This is a genomic window from Serratia sp. CoH_122_TC_1, from assembly GCF_058191755.1.
The window spans coordinates 1-14,254 of record NZ_JBXWLA010000009.1; the positions used below are offsets into that span (position 1 = coordinate 1).

Consider the following 14,254-nt stretch of genomic DNA (forward strand, 5'->3'; position numbering starts at 1 on the left):
ATGGTATTCGCTGAGTACCATCGATAATGCACAATAACCAAAGCCATCACCCTGCACCTACCGCGCACCCAGCGCATCGGAAGGCTGGTGGCTTTTCTATTTGGAGAAACGGAATGAAACAGTTACCCCTGCGAGAAGTGATGCGCAATCTCGGCATAACCGTCACCGATGACGGTTATGAGTTAAGTAACCCAGCCGGCACTGCGCGTTATGACCTTCATGGCGTGCGCACTATGGTAAACGGTATCCCTGAATACTTCCCGATCACGCTGTCGGTAAAAGGTGGTTTTACTCCTGCCTTCGAACTCGACCAGGCTAAGCCAGCCGAGAGCATCGGCACTATGAGCCTCGGCATCAATGTTGATAGCGCGTCCCTGACTGCGCTGGAGAGCCAGCTTACCCGCATTGCCGACCTTTGTGAGCGCATACAGAAGACTCAGTACCTTGGCGAGTCTGCCGAGTATGTGGGCCAATCGACCTACACAATAAGTGCAGGTCAGGTGTTCCTCGCTGAGGCTCAGATTAAAGACGGCGCCATTCTACAGGCTGACCTCATCAAACAAGTAAGCCGACAGGCAAGGAAAGAGGCTCAGATGACAATCGAAAGGGAACTGCAACCTGGCGGTAAGATCCATAGGGCTATGCTCTGAAGGTAACTCATGCCAGCCAAAATCCCCCGCGCATGCCGTAAGCATGGATGTAGCAAGACAACAACCGATCGCTCTGGTTACTGCGCTGACCACCAGAACACAGGCTGGGAGAATCACCAGCAGGGTAAGAGCCGGCACCAGCGCGGTTACGGCAATGACTGGACAATCAGACGGGCACGCATCCTGACGCGTGACAATCACCTGTGTCAGGAATGCTTGCGCAACGGTCGAGCAGTAGCGGCCACCACGGTTGACCACATCAAGGCAAAAGCACATGGGGGTACCGATGATGATTCGAACCTTGAAGGTCTGTGCTGGCCCTGTCACCGCCGCAAGACGGCAACGGAGAGAACGAGATGACACGAGACGATGAAACGGTATTGCTGTTCAAGGGGCTGATAGCCTCTATGCCTGAAGATCAACAGCAAAGTGTGAAGCAATGCATTGATGCCATTCGAAAGCTACTCAGTGATTACCCAGGCGGTGAGGCGATGGTTGCTATTGGGCTGGTCGGTGCAGAGTTGCAACAGCAGGCAGGATGAATGGCATTAAATGGAAATGAATATCATTTAACTGTTATTTGATTGCAATTTGAATCATTCACTATCAAATGATATAGGTTCTCATCAGCAAGGGGAGGGGGGGATCAAATCTCTACCCCTCTCGGCCTAAAGTACCGCCGCCTTACCTCTTTTCACACCGCCGCAGGTTAGCAAACCTTTTTTTGGGTGCCCCCATGCGGTCATTAATAGGAGTTTTCGATTATGCCTGGACCACCGAAAACCCCGACACACCTGACTTTAGTGAAGGGGAACCCATCCAAACGGGCGATCAATAAAAACGAACCAAAACCACCGTCTGGGGTACCCCCAACGCCGAAGCATTTTGATAAGCAGGGCAAGTATTGGTTTAAGCGGATTGGCGAGGAACTTGATGCCGTCGGCGTGATGACCACGCTGGATGCCAAGGCGCTCGAATTGTTGATCGAGGCCTATGTTGAGTACCGGCACCACTGCGACACGCTCGACCGCGAGGGCTACACCTACGCGGTTTACAGCGAGGATGATCCTGACGAAGGGAAAGAGCGGGAAATCAGAATGATTAAGCCGCACCCCGCTGCCGTGATGAAGGCTGACGCCTGGAAGAGAATTCGCGCCATGCTGTCAGAGTTTGGTATGACCCCTTCAAGCCGCTCCAAAGTCGGTGCCAAAGGCCCGGTTGAGGTTGACCCACTGGAAGAATTCCTTAAAAAGCGCAAATGATGAAAGGCAACCGTTGCAGATGGATTCCGCTACGCCGAGCGCGTGGTATCTGGCGAAATAGTTGCTGGCGAACTGGTGCGCCTGGCGTGCCGGCGGTTTCTTCATGATATAGAGCACGGCCCTGAGCGCGGTGTTTACTTCGATGAAAGCCGCGCTCAGCACATTCTCGATTTTTATAATTTCGTGCCGCATGTGAAGGGACACTTGACCGGCAAGCCGATCGACCTGATGGATTGGCATATTTTTATTCTGATAAACCTCTTCGGTTTTGTTATTCCGCTGATAGACGAATTGACGTCTGAGACCGTTCTGGACGATGACGGCGATCCGGTATACGTGCGCCGGTACCGCACCGCCTATGACGAGGTGGCACGTAAAAACGCCAAATCAACCCTATCCTCTGGCATTGGTCTCTATATGACCGGCGCTGACAGTGAGGGCGGTGCGGAAGTTTATTCCGCTGCGACAACGCGCGATCAGGCCCGTATCGTGTTTGATGATGCCAAACGGATGATCAAGCTGGCGGCAAAAACGCTAGGGCGGTTGTTCGGCAGCAACAAGTTGAACATCCACCAGGAACGTTCTGGCTCTAAATTCGAGCCGGTGGCCAGCGATGCGAACAACCTGGACGGCCTGAACATTCACTGCGGGATCGTTGATGAGCTGCACGCTCATAAAACCCGTGACGTTTGGGACGTGCTGGAAACGGCGACCGGCGCCCGCTTGCAGTCGCTGATATTCGCTATCACTACGGCAGGTTTTAACAAAGAGGGTATTTGCTACGAGCAACGGGATTATGCGATCAAGGTATTGCAGAATTTTGATAATCCAGACCCCCTATCCATCAAGGATGACAGCTATTTCGCCCTGATTTACACCCTCGACAAGGACGACGATCCCTTTGATGAAGCCAACTGGCCAAAAGCGAACCCCGGTCTGGGTGTCTGCAAGCGCTGGGACGACATGCGCCGCCTGGCTAAAAAGGCGAAGGAGCAGGTGTCCGCTCGCGTTAACTTCTTCACCAAGCACCTCAATATCTGGGTGCAGGGTGAGCAGGCGTGGATGGATATGGCGCGTTGGGAAAAATGCCGTGACGCATGGGAAAGTTCGTATTCAGCGAGTTGGCCAATGTGGCTTGGTGTTGACCTGGCTAACAAAATCGACATTTCAGCCGCGGTTAAGGTCTGGCTTGCGCCAAACGGCGATATCTATACCAAATCACGCTTTTGGATCCCAGAAGGCCGCCTGGAGGCCTGTTCCAGGCAGCAGGCTGAGTTGTATAAAAAGTGGAATGAGGCCGGTTACCTGGAGTTTACCGACGGGGATGTTGTTGACCATGCGTTAATCAAAGAGGAAACCTTAGCCTGGGCTGGTGGTGACTCGATGAACGAACTGGCATATGACCCGTGGAGCGCGACTCAGTTCGGGTTGTCGGTTGCGGCTGAAGGTGCTCCGGTCGTAGAAGTGGCTCAGACAGTGAAAAATCTTTCTGAGGCCATGAAAGAAGCTGAGGCGAAAGTGTACGCAGGCCGCCTGCACCATGACGGCAACCCGGTTATGACCTGGATGATGTCAAACATCACGGTCAAACCGGATAAAAATGAAAATATCTTCCCCAATAAATCCACCCCAGAAAACAAAATTGACGGACCTGTCGCCATGTTTATTGCGATGAGCCGGCTGCTTGTTAACGGTGGTGATGCCAAAGAAAGCCTTTCAACGCATATCGAAACTCACGGTCTGCGCTCACTTTAATGGAGGTCGCCCCATGCGGGTTTTGCATTTTATCAGCGTGTTGTCGGTGCTGGTGGGTGTGGCCGGCGCCGTGTTGCTCACCTACGGCGTTTGGCTCATCTATCCGCCGGCAGGCTTCATGACCGCCGGGCTGCTATGCCTCCTTTGGTCCTGGCTTGTGTCCAGCATGATAGGACGCAATCCGGTAAAGCCGGATAAGGAGGACTGATGTTTTTTCCCGGAATGTTTCAAAAGTCGGGGGATAAGCCGGTTACTTCGCAAGACATAGCTGAAATGGTCGGGTTGTCCTACGACACTTACACCGGCCGGCGTATCAGTCCGCAACTGTCAATGCAGCTGACCTCCGTTTTCAGTTGCGTTCGCGTGCTGGCGGAATCGGTGGGCATGTTGCCCTGCGGTCTCTTTGAGCAGCTCGATCGGGGAAATCGGCGCGCGGTGAAAGAGCGTCTGCATAAACTACTGTCAGTTAAACCCAATGGCTACATGACCCCTCAGGAGTTCTGGGAGATGCTGGTTGGGTGTCTGTGCCTGCGTGGTAACTTTTATGCCTATAAGGTCAAGGCGTTAGGTGAAGTGGTCGAATTATTGCCGCTTGATCCTGGCAGCGTTGTCCCCCGACTGGGTTCCGATTGGAACCCGGTTTATCAGGTTACCTTTCCTGACGGCACCAGCGACACGCTGACCCAGGATGATATCTGGCATGTGCGTATCTTTACGCTGGATGGCTTGAACGGATTAAGTCCGATCGCCTATGCCCGGCAGGCGATCGGGCTGGGGATGGCGACCGAGGAACATGGTTCCCGTCTGTTCGGCAATGGTGCGGTCACTAGCGGTGTGCTTCAAACGGATAATGCATTAAGTGACGATGCATTTAATCGCTTGAAAAATGATTTTGAATCACGGCATCAAGGACTGGCCAATGCCCATCGCCCCATGATCCTTGAGATGGGGTTGAAATGGAACTCAATCAGCCTCAGCGCAGAAGACGCGCAGTTTCTCGAAACTCGTAAATTCCAACTGGAAGAGATTTGCCGCATTTACCGCGTGCCGCTTCATATGGTGCAAAACACCGACCGGGCGACTTTTAACAATATTGAGAACCTGGGGATCGGTTTCATCAACTACTCCCTGGTCCCGTATCTTACGCGTATCGAACAGCGAATTAACGTTGGCCTGGTAAAGCCCACCTCGCAGGGCCGTTTTTACGCAAAATTCAACGCCGGCGCATTGCTGCGCGGGGATATGCAATCACGGTTTGAGGCATACGCCACGGGGATTAACTGGGGTATTTATTCCCCCAATGAGTGCCGCGACCTGGAAGAACTTAACCCAAGAGAGGGGGGCGATATTTATCTGACGCCGATGAATATGACCACCAAGCCGCCGGCCAGTGACAAGAAAAAGCCAACTGAGGAAAGCAACAATGCCGATGACTAAGCAGCGGCTGGATATTCCATTGAAAATCAAGTCTGTCAGTGAGTCTGGCGAGTTTGAAGGCTATGGCTCGGTTTTCGGTGTGAAAGACAGTTATGACGATATCGTGGTGCCCGGTGCGTTCAGCAATTCACTGGCTCAATGGAAAGAAAAGGGCGCCTGGCCTGCCATGCTGTGGCAGCACAAGATGGATGAGCCGATCGGCGTCTATGCCGAAATGCAGGAAGATGATGTGGGTTTATACATCAAAGGTCGGTTGCTGATCGATGATGACCCTCTCGCCAAACGCGCTCATGCCCACATGAAGGCCGGTTCCATAACCGGCCTTTCTATTGGGTACATGCTGAAGGATTGGGAATACGACAGGGCAAAAGAGGCCTGGATGCTCAAAGAGCTGGATCTCTGGGAGGTCAGTCTCGTGACGTTCCCCGCCAACGACGAGGCCCGCATCAGCGATGTGAAATCTGCGTTTGCCCGTGGGGAAACCCCGTCCCCGAAAAGTATTGAAAGAGTCCTGCGCGATGTTGGGCTTTCTCGCTCTCAGGCCAAAGCGTTTATGGCCGAGGGATACGGCGCCTTGTCTCAGCGTGATGCTGGTGATGTGGGTGCTGCTTTAACCATTTTGAAATCAATAACATTCTGAATCTGGAGAAATACTATGGCCGTTGATATTAAAGACGTTGAACAGGTCGCGCAGGAACTGAAAGGTAACTTTGAAGAGTTCACCAAAAAGAACGATAAGCGCCTGGACGCGATCGAAGCGGAAAAGGGCAAGCTGTCCGAAACCGTGGACACCCTGAACGGGAAATTGTCCGAACTGGATAATCTGAAATCTCAGTTGGAAGAAGAGCTGGCGGCCGTCAAACGTCCCGGCGGTGGCAAAGACTCCAAAGCCGCGACGGAACACAAGGCCGGCTGGCTTCAGTTCGTCCGCAAAGGCAAGGATGATGGGCTGGCGGAACTTGAACAGAAAGCCATGCAGACGACCACCGATCCGGATGGTGGTTACGCGGTGCCGGAGGAGCTGGACCGCAACATTATCAGCGCGCTGAAAGATGAGGTGGTCATGCGTGCCGAGTGTACCGTTATTACTATGGGCACGCCGAACTATAAAAAACTGGTGAACCAGGGCGGCACTAACAGCGGCTGGGTGGGTGAAACCGACGCGCGCCCGGAAACCAAGACCTCCAAGCTGGCAGTTATTGAGCCGGTATGGGGTGAAATCTACGGTAACCCAATGGCCACGCAGACAATGCTGGATGATGCGTTTTTCGATGTGGAAAACTTCATTGTCTCTGAGCTGACTCAGGAGTTTTCCGAGCAGGAAGAAATCGCCTTCACCAACGGCGACGGAGACAAAAAGCCGAAAGGGCTGCTGGCCTATGGCAGTGACATCAAAGACGACAAGGAGCGCGATTGGGGCAAGCTGCAGCACCTGCTGGCCGGCAAGCCAGACGCGATCACTGCCGATGAAATCGTGAAGTTGGTTTATACCTTGCGTAAGCCTTACCGCTCGGGCGCTCGCTGGATGATGAACAACAGCACGCTGTTCACCGTCCGCACGCTGAAAGACAGCCAGGGCAACTATCTATGGCAGCCAGGCCTGCAGCTCGGCCAGCCGTCTTCGCTGCTGAGCTACGGCATTGCCGAGAATGAGCAGTTCCCGGATATCGCCGGTGACGGGACGCCAATCGGTTTTGGCAACTTCAAACGTTGCTTCACCATTCTGGATCGTATCGGCGTGCGCATGCTGCGCGACCCGTACACCAAAAAGCCGTTTGTGGGGTTCTACACCACCAAGCGTGTAGGGTCGATGATGGTGGACAGCAACTCGGTGAAGCTGCTCAAGATGGGGGCGGCGCCGGCAGGCAAATAAGCGATATCAGGCGGCTCCGGCCGCCTTTTTTGTGAGGTCAATATGACGCCATCACTTGATGAGCTGCGCCTTCAATGCCGAATTGACAGCGATACAGAAGATGGACTGCTGACCATTTATGCCGATGCGGCGAAGGACCTTGCGCAGGAATACTTAAATCTGCCGCTGTTTGACGAACGCGTCCCGGAAGATGTTGATGAGGGCGTTGTGATTGCCGGTAAGGTCAAGCTGGCGATCATGCTGGCGGTTGGTCACTGGTATGAAAATCGCGAAACAACCTCTGAAGAGAAACTGTATCAGGCGCCGCTGGGGTTCTACGACTTGTTGAAGGGAAAGCGAAAGAGGCCGGGAACATGAAGGCAGGAAAACTAAATAACCGCATCAGGTTGTTGCGCCCGATCGTTGTCCGGGACGATCGCACCGGCGGCTCGGTAAAATCCTACGAGTTTGTCGCCGAAGTTTGGGCGGATGCGGAGCCGATCTCCAACCGGAAAATTCGTACCGGTGAGCAAGGGCAGGTGGTGGAAACCATGCTGTTCACGCTCCGCCCGCGTGATGAAATCACCGTTGACTGGCAGGTGGTTTTTCAAAAGCGAATTTTTACCGTGCGAGCCCCTGACCGTTCACAGCGAGACCGGCTGTTAATTACGGCGGAGGCTGATATTCGTCATGATCGAGTATGAAATCAAAGCGGCGCTGGAGGTATTAACCAGCCTGCCTGCGTACCCGCTATTGTTGCCCGATCCAGAGCAGGAAGGGGTGACATACCAAAAAATCACCGACCCTAAATTTGATACCGGGCTGGCCAGCACCGCGCTGGTGCAAGGCCGCTTCCAGGTTTCGCTGTACGTGATCGACGATTACGCCCGCCTGCTTGAGTTGGATAAGGCTATCTGCGTCGATTGGGAAGGCATCCAGCATGGGCACATTGGCCGCTGGCCGGTTCAGACGGTGACACGCGGCACCATGTTGCAAGGTGCGACCACGCTGACCAACAACAGCATCCAGTACCGACTGGTACGCGATTACATCATCTGTTACCCGGAGGACGCCGCATGATAGGTATCAATATCACGGGTATGGATGAATTGGCGCGTCAGTTGGAAGCGCTGGGCCGGGACGTCTCAACAAAAATTCTGCGTGATGCAGGTCGCGCCGCCCTGGTGCCGGTGTTGGAGGATATGCAGCAGCACGCTGGATATGACGAAACGGCCTCCGGCCCGCATATGCGTGACAGCATTACTATCCGCTCGACCACCCGAGGCCGCGCACAAGTCACACTGCGTGTCGGCCCCAGCAAGGCACACCAAATGAAGGCGCTGGCGCAGGAATTCGGCACGGTGAAACAAGTTGCCGATCCGTTTATCCGCCCTGCATTGGACTACAACAAAACCCAAGTATTACGCATCCTGGCGGCAGAAATCCGCTACGGCATCGAAAACCGGTAGCGACCGCTGCCACAATCATTAAGAGAGAGACATTATGGCTGATAAAACTTCGCCAGAGTACGCCATGCTGCCGGCGGGCACTATTGTGAAATGGGGACCCATTGGAGCGGCCGCTGCTGCCATGAAAGCGCTGACCAACTGTAAGGCGGTCGGTGAGATGGGGCAAACAGGCAGTTTTGTCGATTGCACCACGCTGATCGACACGACCAAGCAATTTATTTCCGATCTGCCCGAAGGGGCTGAAAAATCCATTGGGTTTATTGACGATCCAAGCAATACCGATTTTGCGGCGTTCCTGACTGCTGCGGACAATCGCGAAACCGTGCAGTTCTATGTTGAGCTGCCGAACGGACGCACCTCAACCTCCATCCTTTCGCTGTCTGGCTGGAAAATGAATGAGATCACCGCGCCAGCGAGCGAGGTCATTCAGATCACGGTGCAAGGCAAGCAGAACAACAACACATGGGGAGCCGTAGCCCCAAAGGTGTGATCAGCGTGACTACCCAGCCGAAAAACGCTGATTTGGCGGTCGGGGGCAATTTGTCCCTGACTGTTGCGGCTACCTCCAGTAACGGCAAGCCCGTTAAATTCCAATGGCAGAAGAACGGTACCAACATTAGCGGCGCCACCGCTGCCACCTATACCAAAAACTCTGTTGTGGCGGCTGATGCCGGTACATATCGTGTGGAGCTGTCCGCAGAACGTGCTGACACCCTCAACAGCGCAGCAGCTACCGTAACCGTTAAGTAAGGAAAATCGATGACCGAGAAATACGATCTGAAGGCGCTCAAGGCAGCACTGCTGAAATCTGACGACCACGTGCTTGAAGTGCCGATGTTTGGTGCTAAAACCTTCATCCGCCGCCTGAAGGCATCCGAGCTGCAGGATAATGAAGATGGCATGAAAGACGCTATCGAGGCCGGTGATATGAATAAGGCCGCCCGCCTCAATGTTGAATTGCTGCTGTCCTGTTTTATGACGCCGGACGGTAAGCGCATTCCAGCTAGTGCGTTACCCAGCGTGGATGAACTGTTGAAGGCCCACGACAACCCAACTCTGGTTGAAGCCATCAGCACTGTCAAACGTCATGCCGTCGGCACGCTGGAAGACGCGGAAAAAAACTGACTGACTCACCCTGGCTGATGCTGATTTTTCAACTGGCTGACCGTTGGGGTGAGTCTGACCCTCGCAAAATCGCCGCGTTGCCGGCGCAAGTTCTGAATCATTGGCGGGCATACTTCAAGCTGCAGGGCATTACTGCCGACCCTGCGGAGGATGCTCCTGTTCTTCAACCCGCTCAGCCTGTGCAAAGTACCCTTGATGCGCAGTGTGCTGACGTTATGCGAGTGCTTGGAAATGGCTGATGTAGCATCGTTGGCGGTCGGGTTGTACCTGAATGACGCCAATTTTAGAAACAAGCTGGTGGCGGCGTACCGCACTGCCGGCGATCAATCCGGCAAGTTTAACCGCCAAGCCCAGCAGGATGCGAAAAAGACCGATGAGGCTTATCAGCGTGTCGGCCAAACGGTCAGCAGCCTGAAAGGGACGCTGGCGGGTTTGGCTGGCGTTGCAGGCCTGGGGTTCTCGCTGGGAAGCATTATTACCACCACACGGCAGTATGGTCAGGCACTGTCTGACCTTTCCGCGATCACCGGTGCTACCGGTGCGCAGCTGAAACAATTCGATGAAGCCGCGCAGCAGATGGGGCGCACCACCGAGTACAGTGCCAGCCAGGCGGCGGAAGCGTTAAAGCTGATGGCCAGTGCCAAGCCGGAACTGCTGAAAATGGCGGACGGGCTGACTACTGCGACCAACAGTGCGCTGATTTTGGCACAGGCGGCGGGTACCACGTTGCCGGATGCGACAAAGACGTTGGCCCTTTCGCTTAACCAGTTTGGCGCCAGCGCCAGCCAGGCTGACCGCTACATTAACGTTTTGGCCGCTGGGGCTAAGTATGGCTCGTCTGAAATTGCCGATACGGCAGCCGCGATAAAGAATGGTGGTGTGGCAGCGGCGCAGGCCGGGATCGGCTTTGAGCAGTTGAACGCAGCGATCCAGGTATTGGCAGAGCGTGAAATTAAAGGCGGTGAGGCAGGCACCGGGTTGCGTAACGTTATCCTCAACCTTGAAAAAGGCACGGATAAAACGCTCAAACCTTCCGTTGTGGGGCTAAGCACCGCGCTGGAAAACCTGTCGAAGAAAAACCTCTCCACGGCGCAGGCGGTCAAGCTGTTTGGCCTGGAGAATATTAACGCCGCGTCGATTCTGGTGAGTAACCGCAGCAAGCTGGATGACCTGACAAAGTCCCTGACCGGTACCCAGACAGCGCACGAACAGGCCGCGACGCGCGTCAACAACCTGAACGGCGATCTGATGGGGCTGACCAGTGCTTTTGAAGGGTTGATCATCAAAGTCGGGCAAGCCAGCGGCGGCCCATTGCGTACCGGCGTACAGAGTGTGACCGAGGCTATTAACGGCCTGGCGGATAACTTCAACATGGTGGCCAGCGTGGCGTTGTATACGCTGATCCCGGTGATGTCCACCAAGCTAACCGCCGGTATCCGTGAAAGCATCGGGGCATGGCGCGATCAGCAGGCCGCTGTTAAATCTGCTGCGCTGGATCAGGCCCGTATGGCACAGAAGACGATTGACAGTGCCAACGCCACCTTGCTGCAAAACAACGCCGAATTCGGCCGCGTTCGTGCGATGGAAAAAACGGCCAAGCAATACGGCCTGAACGTCAGTTATACCGCTGATTATAACCGGTTGATCAGGGAAGAAACCGAGGCGACGCGCGCGGCCACGGTTGGCAAGAATCAACTGGATGCGGCAAATAAACGCCTGTCAGTGTCAGCCCGTGCAGCATCGGTGGCTACCGGGCTTGCCCGTGGCGCATTGGGGTTGATTGGTGGGCCTTTCGGGGCAGCGATGCTGGCTGGTTCTGCAATACTGTATTTCCATGAGCAGAACAAGCTGGCTCGACAGTCTGCCTTGAACCTTAAAGATGCCGTTCAGGAAACAACACAGGCGCTTGTGGCGATGTCGTCAAAGCAGTTGGATGTTAAAGCGCTCGATTTGGATGATCAGTACAAAAACCAGGTTACCCAGGTTAACCAGCTGAAAAAGGAAATCATTGACGCAGACAGTCGGCTGAGTAGCCTCAAAGGATTTGACCCTTTCGGGCAAGCGCAAGGTGTTGAAGGCAACCGTAAACGAGCGGTTGCAGATTTGGAGAATGCTCAGGCAGGGCTCGTAACGCTGACTGACTCTATGGGTCGAGTTAAAGCCGCTCAGGACTATGTTAAATCTGGGTTCAGCGAGATGATGCTGAGTGGTATTGCTGACGCTAACGTGGTTAACAATGCCATTGCGAGGGTGGGAGCAGCAGGTTCGTCGGTTGAAAGCCCATGGGGTGGTGAAGACCCGGCCAAGGCAGATAAAAAAGGTCAGCAGACGCTGAAGCAATATCAGCAACTGCGTCAGGAAATTGAGGTTGCCCACTCAACCAGCCTTGCCAAAATTGACCTGGAAGAACGGAACTCACAGGCCAAACTGATCGCCACGGCTAAAGCTGCCGGCGCCAGTCAGGCAGATGTACAACGCGTCATGTCTCTGAATGCCGAGAACTACCAGCGACAACGGTTAGAGCTGGCTGAGCAGTATGCGCCGGGTCAGGCGACAGTACGTAAGGAGCAGGAAACCAGCAGAGAGCTGAAAGCGCTGTATGACGCACGTTTGCTGACGGAACGTGATTACCTGGTCGCCCGGCACACCCTGCAGCAAGATATGGCCCGCGAGAGGTTAAAGGCAGAGGCGGATGCCATTGCGGCACCACGGCAGAACATCGCCGGGGACGTTGATCCCTCTGTTCAGTTGAGCAACCAATTGGCGCAGCAGCAGGCGCAATATCAGGCGTACTACCAGCAAGGGTACATCGACAAGCAGCGTTATGAGCAGTTGATGCAGGCGGCAACACGGGAATCAACTGACGCACAATATCAGCAGGCAATGAACCTGTATGCCGGGCAGAGCCAGCTTAATAAGCTGCAACTCGGGCTGGTGGACACGATGCGGGAACGCTCCACCAACATGCTGACCGGATTGCTTACCGGTACCCAAACCTTTAAAGACAGCATGGTGGGGCTGTTTTCCTCCCTCACGCAGTCCATTGTTCAAAACCTGATTGAGATGGCGGTTCAGGCGCTACTGACAAAAACTATTCTCTCGTCATTTATGAGTTTTGGCGGGGGCACAGCAGGTGGCGGCAACAATCCTGGGACCGTTCCAATGTTCGCGAATGCCAAAGGCGGCGTTTATTCCTCGCCCTCCCTGAGTGCCTACAGCGGCCAGGTGGTAAGCCAACCCACAACGTTTGCGTTTGCCAAAGGGGCTGGCTTGATGGGCGAAGCGGGACCGGAAGCCATCATGCCACTCAAACGAGGCGCAGACGGTTCACTGGGTGTGCGTGCTTTACCGTCTGAGTCTTCTCGCTCTGGAACGACGACCATAGAAGTTAATGCGCCGGTATCGATTACACAGGAGGTTTCATCCGGCGACACTAACAACGCCAATACAGGGAACACGGCAAGGTTATTACAGTCAATTATCCAAACAACAATTTCAGAACGTCTTAAAAAGGAAATATCGCCCGGTGGGTTACTCTATCGTTAATAATGGTGACGCATGACTATTGATACGTTTAATTGGCCTGTGAGGCTTCAAGCCAGTGAAGATATTAATATTTCAATAATCCAGGTTCAGTTTGGTGATGGTTATAAGCAAGTGGCCAGTTCCGGGCTAAATGCGGCGGTGGAAACATGGTCATTATCCTGTAATGGTGAAAGTATCAATATTTCAGTTGTGAGAGATTTTTTAAAATCCCATGCTATTCAGTCTTTTTGGTGGACGAATCCGTGGGGTGAGAAAAAACTTTACCGAGTGAAGTCTGATTCTATAAAACCCAAGTTTATTAATGGCATGTTCGTTGATATTACATTTACGTTTGAACAGGCTTTTGCACCTTAATAGTGCTCTAACTGCATCACCAAAAATAGAGAAGCCACCGAGAGGTGGTTTTTTTGTGGGGGGAATATGAGCTTAACGCAAGATTTGCAGTCTTTGGAGCCCGGCGAGTTAATCCAGTTAATCGAAGTCGATGGCACTGCTTTTGGTATGGATCGTGTCCTGCGATTCCATGCACATAATATTCCGGCTGATGGCTGGGCGTCGTTTGCGGCCGAAAATATGCCATCGATTATCTGGCAGGGGAACGAATACGACCCGCACCCGTATGAGTATAAGGGGGCCGAGTTGACGAGTACCGGCTCACAGCCGACACCAACGCTGTCGATCGGCAACGTCGGCAACTACGTTACATCGCTATGCCTGGCCTACGACGATATGGTGCAAGCAAAGGTGCGTATCCGTACCACGATGGCGAAGTATCTCGATGCCGCCAACTGGAAAGCAGGCAACCCAGGCGCAATGCCGACTGAAGAACGGGTGCAGCTTTACTACATTAACGCCAAAAAAGCAGAGACGCGTGGCCAGGTTGATTTCGAGCTGTGTACCCCTTTCGATATTCAGAATTTGCAATTGCCAACGCGGCAGATCACCCCGGTTTGTACCTGGTGTATGCGTGGTTGGTACCGCACAGGTACGGGGTGCGATTACAACGGCACGCGGTATTTCCTGAAAGACGGCACACCGACGGATGATCCTTCGAAGGATGTTTGCGGCGGTCGCATGAGGGACTGTGAAGACAGGCATGGCAAAGAGAACCCGCTGCCCTACGGGGGGTTCCCCGCAGCAAATTTGCAAGGGAAGTAA

At 53.9% G+C, this 14,254-nt stretch carries 19 protein-coding genes; all 19 read left to right on the top strand.

Annotated elements, in window-relative coordinates; translation table 11 throughout:
- The first annotated feature begins 113 nt into the window (after positions 1-113).
- Positions 114-650: a hypothetical protein gene (locus AC2FC2_RS12875; RefSeq protein WP_490659342.1), complete on the top strand. Its 537-nt coding sequence runs from the start codon at positions 114-116 to the stop codon at positions 648-650.
- A 9-nt stretch (positions 651-659) separates the two neighbouring features.
- Positions 660-1,010 carry an HNH endonuclease gene (locus tag AC2FC2_RS12880; protein WP_490659343.1) on the top strand — a complete coding sequence of 117 codons (351 nt, stop codon included), beginning with the start codon at positions 660-662 and terminating at the stop codon, positions 1,008-1,010.
- Entirely contained in the window at positions 1,007-1,192 is a 186-nt protein-coding gene (locus AC2FC2_RS12885; RefSeq protein WP_129543850.1) for a hypothetical protein, read from the top strand. The genes AC2FC2_RS12880 and AC2FC2_RS12885 overlap by 4 nt, the downstream gene beginning before the upstream one ends.
- A 222-nt stretch (positions 1,193-1,414) precedes the next feature.
- The gene (locus AC2FC2_RS12890; RefSeq protein ID WP_490659344.1) at positions 1,415-1,912 is read left to right on the top strand and encodes a phage terminase small subunit P27 family; all 498 of its coding nucleotides are present in this window, start codon (positions 1,415-1,417) and stop codon (positions 1,910-1,912) included.
- A 42-nt stretch (positions 1,913-1,954) separates the two neighbouring features.
- Positions 1,955-3,667: a terminase large subunit gene (locus AC2FC2_RS12895; RefSeq protein WP_490659345.1), complete on the top strand. Its 1,713-nt coding sequence runs from the start codon at positions 1,955-1,957 to the stop codon at positions 3,665-3,667.
- Between the two features lie 13 nt (positions 3,668-3,680).
- A complete protein-coding gene (locus AC2FC2_RS12900) occupies positions 3,681-3,875 on the top strand; it encodes a hypothetical protein (protein ID WP_490659346.1) in 195 nt (64 codons plus the stop codon).
- On the top strand, positions 3,875-5,104 hold the full coding sequence (locus tag AC2FC2_RS12905; RefSeq protein ID WP_490659347.1) for a phage portal protein: 1,230 nt from the start codon (positions 3,875-3,877) through the stop codon (positions 5,102-5,104). Before AC2FC2_RS12900 ends, AC2FC2_RS12905 begins: the two co-directional genes overlap by 1 nt.
- Complete coding sequence (locus AC2FC2_RS12910) at positions 5,091-5,744, top strand: HK97 family phage prohead protease (RefSeq protein ID WP_490659348.1); 654 nt, start codon at positions 5,091-5,093, stop codon at positions 5,742-5,744. The genes AC2FC2_RS12905 and AC2FC2_RS12910 overlap by 14 nt, the downstream gene beginning before the upstream one ends.
- Before the next feature lie 15 nt (positions 5,745-5,759).
- A complete protein-coding gene (locus AC2FC2_RS12915) occupies positions 5,760-6,977 on the top strand; it encodes a phage major capsid protein (protein ID WP_490659349.1) in 1,218 nt (405 codons plus the stop codon).
- Between the two features lie 42 nt (positions 6,978-7,019).
- Positions 7,020-7,334 carry a head-tail connector protein gene (locus AC2FC2_RS12920; RefSeq protein ID WP_490659350.1) on the top strand — a complete coding sequence of 105 codons (315 nt, stop codon included), beginning with the start codon at positions 7,020-7,022 and terminating at the stop codon, positions 7,332-7,334.
- The gene (locus tag AC2FC2_RS12925) at positions 7,331-7,660 is read left to right on the top strand and encodes a phage head closure protein (RefSeq protein ID WP_490659351.1); all 330 of its coding nucleotides are present in this window, start codon (positions 7,331-7,333) and stop codon (positions 7,658-7,660) included. Before AC2FC2_RS12920 ends, AC2FC2_RS12925 begins: the two co-directional genes overlap by 4 nt.
- Positions 7,647-8,036 (top strand): hypothetical protein, encoded by a 390-nt coding sequence (locus AC2FC2_RS12930; protein WP_490659352.1) that lies wholly within the window; start codon positions 7,647-7,649, stop codon positions 8,034-8,036. Before AC2FC2_RS12925 ends, AC2FC2_RS12930 begins: the two co-directional genes overlap by 14 nt.
- Positions 8,033-8,425: an HK97-gp10 family putative phage morphogenesis protein gene (locus AC2FC2_RS12935; RefSeq protein ID WP_490307808.1), complete on the top strand. Its 393-nt coding sequence runs from the start codon at positions 8,033-8,035 to the stop codon at positions 8,423-8,425. Before AC2FC2_RS12930 ends, AC2FC2_RS12935 begins: the two co-directional genes overlap by 4 nt.
- 34 nt (positions 8,426-8,459) lie before the next feature.
- Complete coding sequence (locus AC2FC2_RS12940) at positions 8,460-8,915, top strand: phage tail protein (RefSeq protein WP_490307810.1); 456 nt, start codon at positions 8,460-8,462, stop codon at positions 8,913-8,915.
- Positions 8,916-8,920: 5 nt separating this feature from the next.
- Positions 8,921-9,175 (top strand): immunoglobulin domain-containing protein, encoded by a 255-nt coding sequence (locus AC2FC2_RS12945; protein ID WP_490659353.1) that lies wholly within the window; start codon positions 8,921-8,923, stop codon positions 9,173-9,175.
- Between the two features lie 9 nt (positions 9,176-9,184).
- The gene (locus tag AC2FC2_RS12950; protein WP_490659354.1) at positions 9,185-9,550 is read left to right on the top strand and encodes a phage tail protein; all 366 of its coding nucleotides are present in this window, start codon (positions 9,185-9,187) and stop codon (positions 9,548-9,550) included.
- Positions 9,551-9,781: 231 nt separating this feature from the next.
- Positions 9,782-13,096: a phage tail tape measure protein gene (locus tag AC2FC2_RS12955; protein WP_490659355.1), complete on the top strand. Its 3,315-nt coding sequence runs from the start codon at positions 9,782-9,784 to the stop codon at positions 13,094-13,096.
- A gap of 12 nt (positions 13,097-13,108) precedes the next feature.
- On the top strand, positions 13,109-13,450 hold the full coding sequence (locus AC2FC2_RS12960) for a phage tail protein (RefSeq protein WP_490659356.1): 342 nt from the start codon (positions 13,109-13,111) through the stop codon (positions 13,448-13,450).
- A gap of 66 nt (positions 13,451-13,516) precedes the next feature.
- Positions 13,517-14,254: a phage minor tail protein L gene (locus AC2FC2_RS12965; RefSeq protein WP_490659357.1), complete on the top strand. Its 738-nt coding sequence runs from the start codon at positions 13,517-13,519 to the stop codon at positions 14,252-14,254.

What these genes read in the sequence shown, in the direction of transcription:
- AC2FC2_RS12875 (WP_490659342.1), top strand. Translation starts at nt 114, where the DNA reads ATGAAACAGTTACCCCTGCGAGAAGTGATGCGCAATCTCGGCATAACC.
- AC2FC2_RS12880 (WP_490659343.1), top strand. Translation starts at nt 660, where the DNA reads ATGCCAGCCAAAATCCCCCGCGCATGCCGTAAGCATGGATGTAGCAAG.
- AC2FC2_RS12885 (WP_129543850.1), top strand. Translation starts at nt 1,007, where the DNA reads ATGACACGAGACGATGAAACGGTATTGCTGTTCAAGGGGCTGATAGCC.
- AC2FC2_RS12890 (WP_490659344.1), top strand. Translation starts at nt 1,415, where the DNA reads ATGCCTGGACCACCGAAAACCCCGACACACCTGACTTTAGTGAAGGGG.
- AC2FC2_RS12900 (WP_490659346.1), top strand. Translation starts at nt 3,681, where the DNA reads ATGCGGGTTTTGCATTTTATCAGCGTGTTGTCGGTGCTGGTGGGTGTG.
- AC2FC2_RS12905 (WP_490659347.1), top strand. Translation starts at nt 3,875, where the DNA reads ATGTTTTTTCCCGGAATGTTTCAAAAGTCGGGGGATAAGCCGGTTACT.
- AC2FC2_RS12910 (WP_490659348.1), top strand. Translation starts at nt 5,091, where the DNA reads ATGCCGATGACTAAGCAGCGGCTGGATATTCCATTGAAAATCAAGTCT.
- AC2FC2_RS12915 (WP_490659349.1), top strand. Translation starts at nt 5,760, where the DNA reads ATGGCCGTTGATATTAAAGACGTTGAACAGGTCGCGCAGGAACTGAAA.
- AC2FC2_RS12920 (WP_490659350.1), top strand. Translation starts at nt 7,020, where the DNA reads ATGACGCCATCACTTGATGAGCTGCGCCTTCAATGCCGAATTGACAGC.
- AC2FC2_RS12925 (WP_490659351.1), top strand. Translation starts at nt 7,331, where the DNA reads ATGAAGGCAGGAAAACTAAATAACCGCATCAGGTTGTTGCGCCCGATC.
- AC2FC2_RS12930 (WP_490659352.1), top strand. Translation starts at nt 7,647, where the DNA reads ATGATCGAGTATGAAATCAAAGCGGCGCTGGAGGTATTAACCAGCCTG.
- AC2FC2_RS12935 (WP_490307808.1), top strand. Translation starts at nt 8,033, where the DNA reads ATGATAGGTATCAATATCACGGGTATGGATGAATTGGCGCGTCAGTTG.
- AC2FC2_RS12940 (WP_490307810.1), top strand. Translation starts at nt 8,460, where the DNA reads ATGGCTGATAAAACTTCGCCAGAGTACGCCATGCTGCCGGCGGGCACT.
- AC2FC2_RS12950 (WP_490659354.1), top strand. Translation starts at nt 9,185, where the DNA reads ATGACCGAGAAATACGATCTGAAGGCGCTCAAGGCAGCACTGCTGAAA.
- AC2FC2_RS12955 (WP_490659355.1), top strand. Translation starts at nt 9,782, where the DNA reads ATGGCTGATGTAGCATCGTTGGCGGTCGGGTTGTACCTGAATGACGCC.
- AC2FC2_RS12960 (WP_490659356.1), top strand. Translation starts at nt 13,109, where the DNA reads ATGACTATTGATACGTTTAATTGGCCTGTGAGGCTTCAAGCCAGTGAA.
- AC2FC2_RS12965 (WP_490659357.1), top strand. Translation starts at nt 13,517, where the DNA reads ATGAGCTTAACGCAAGATTTGCAGTCTTTGGAGCCCGGCGAGTTAATC.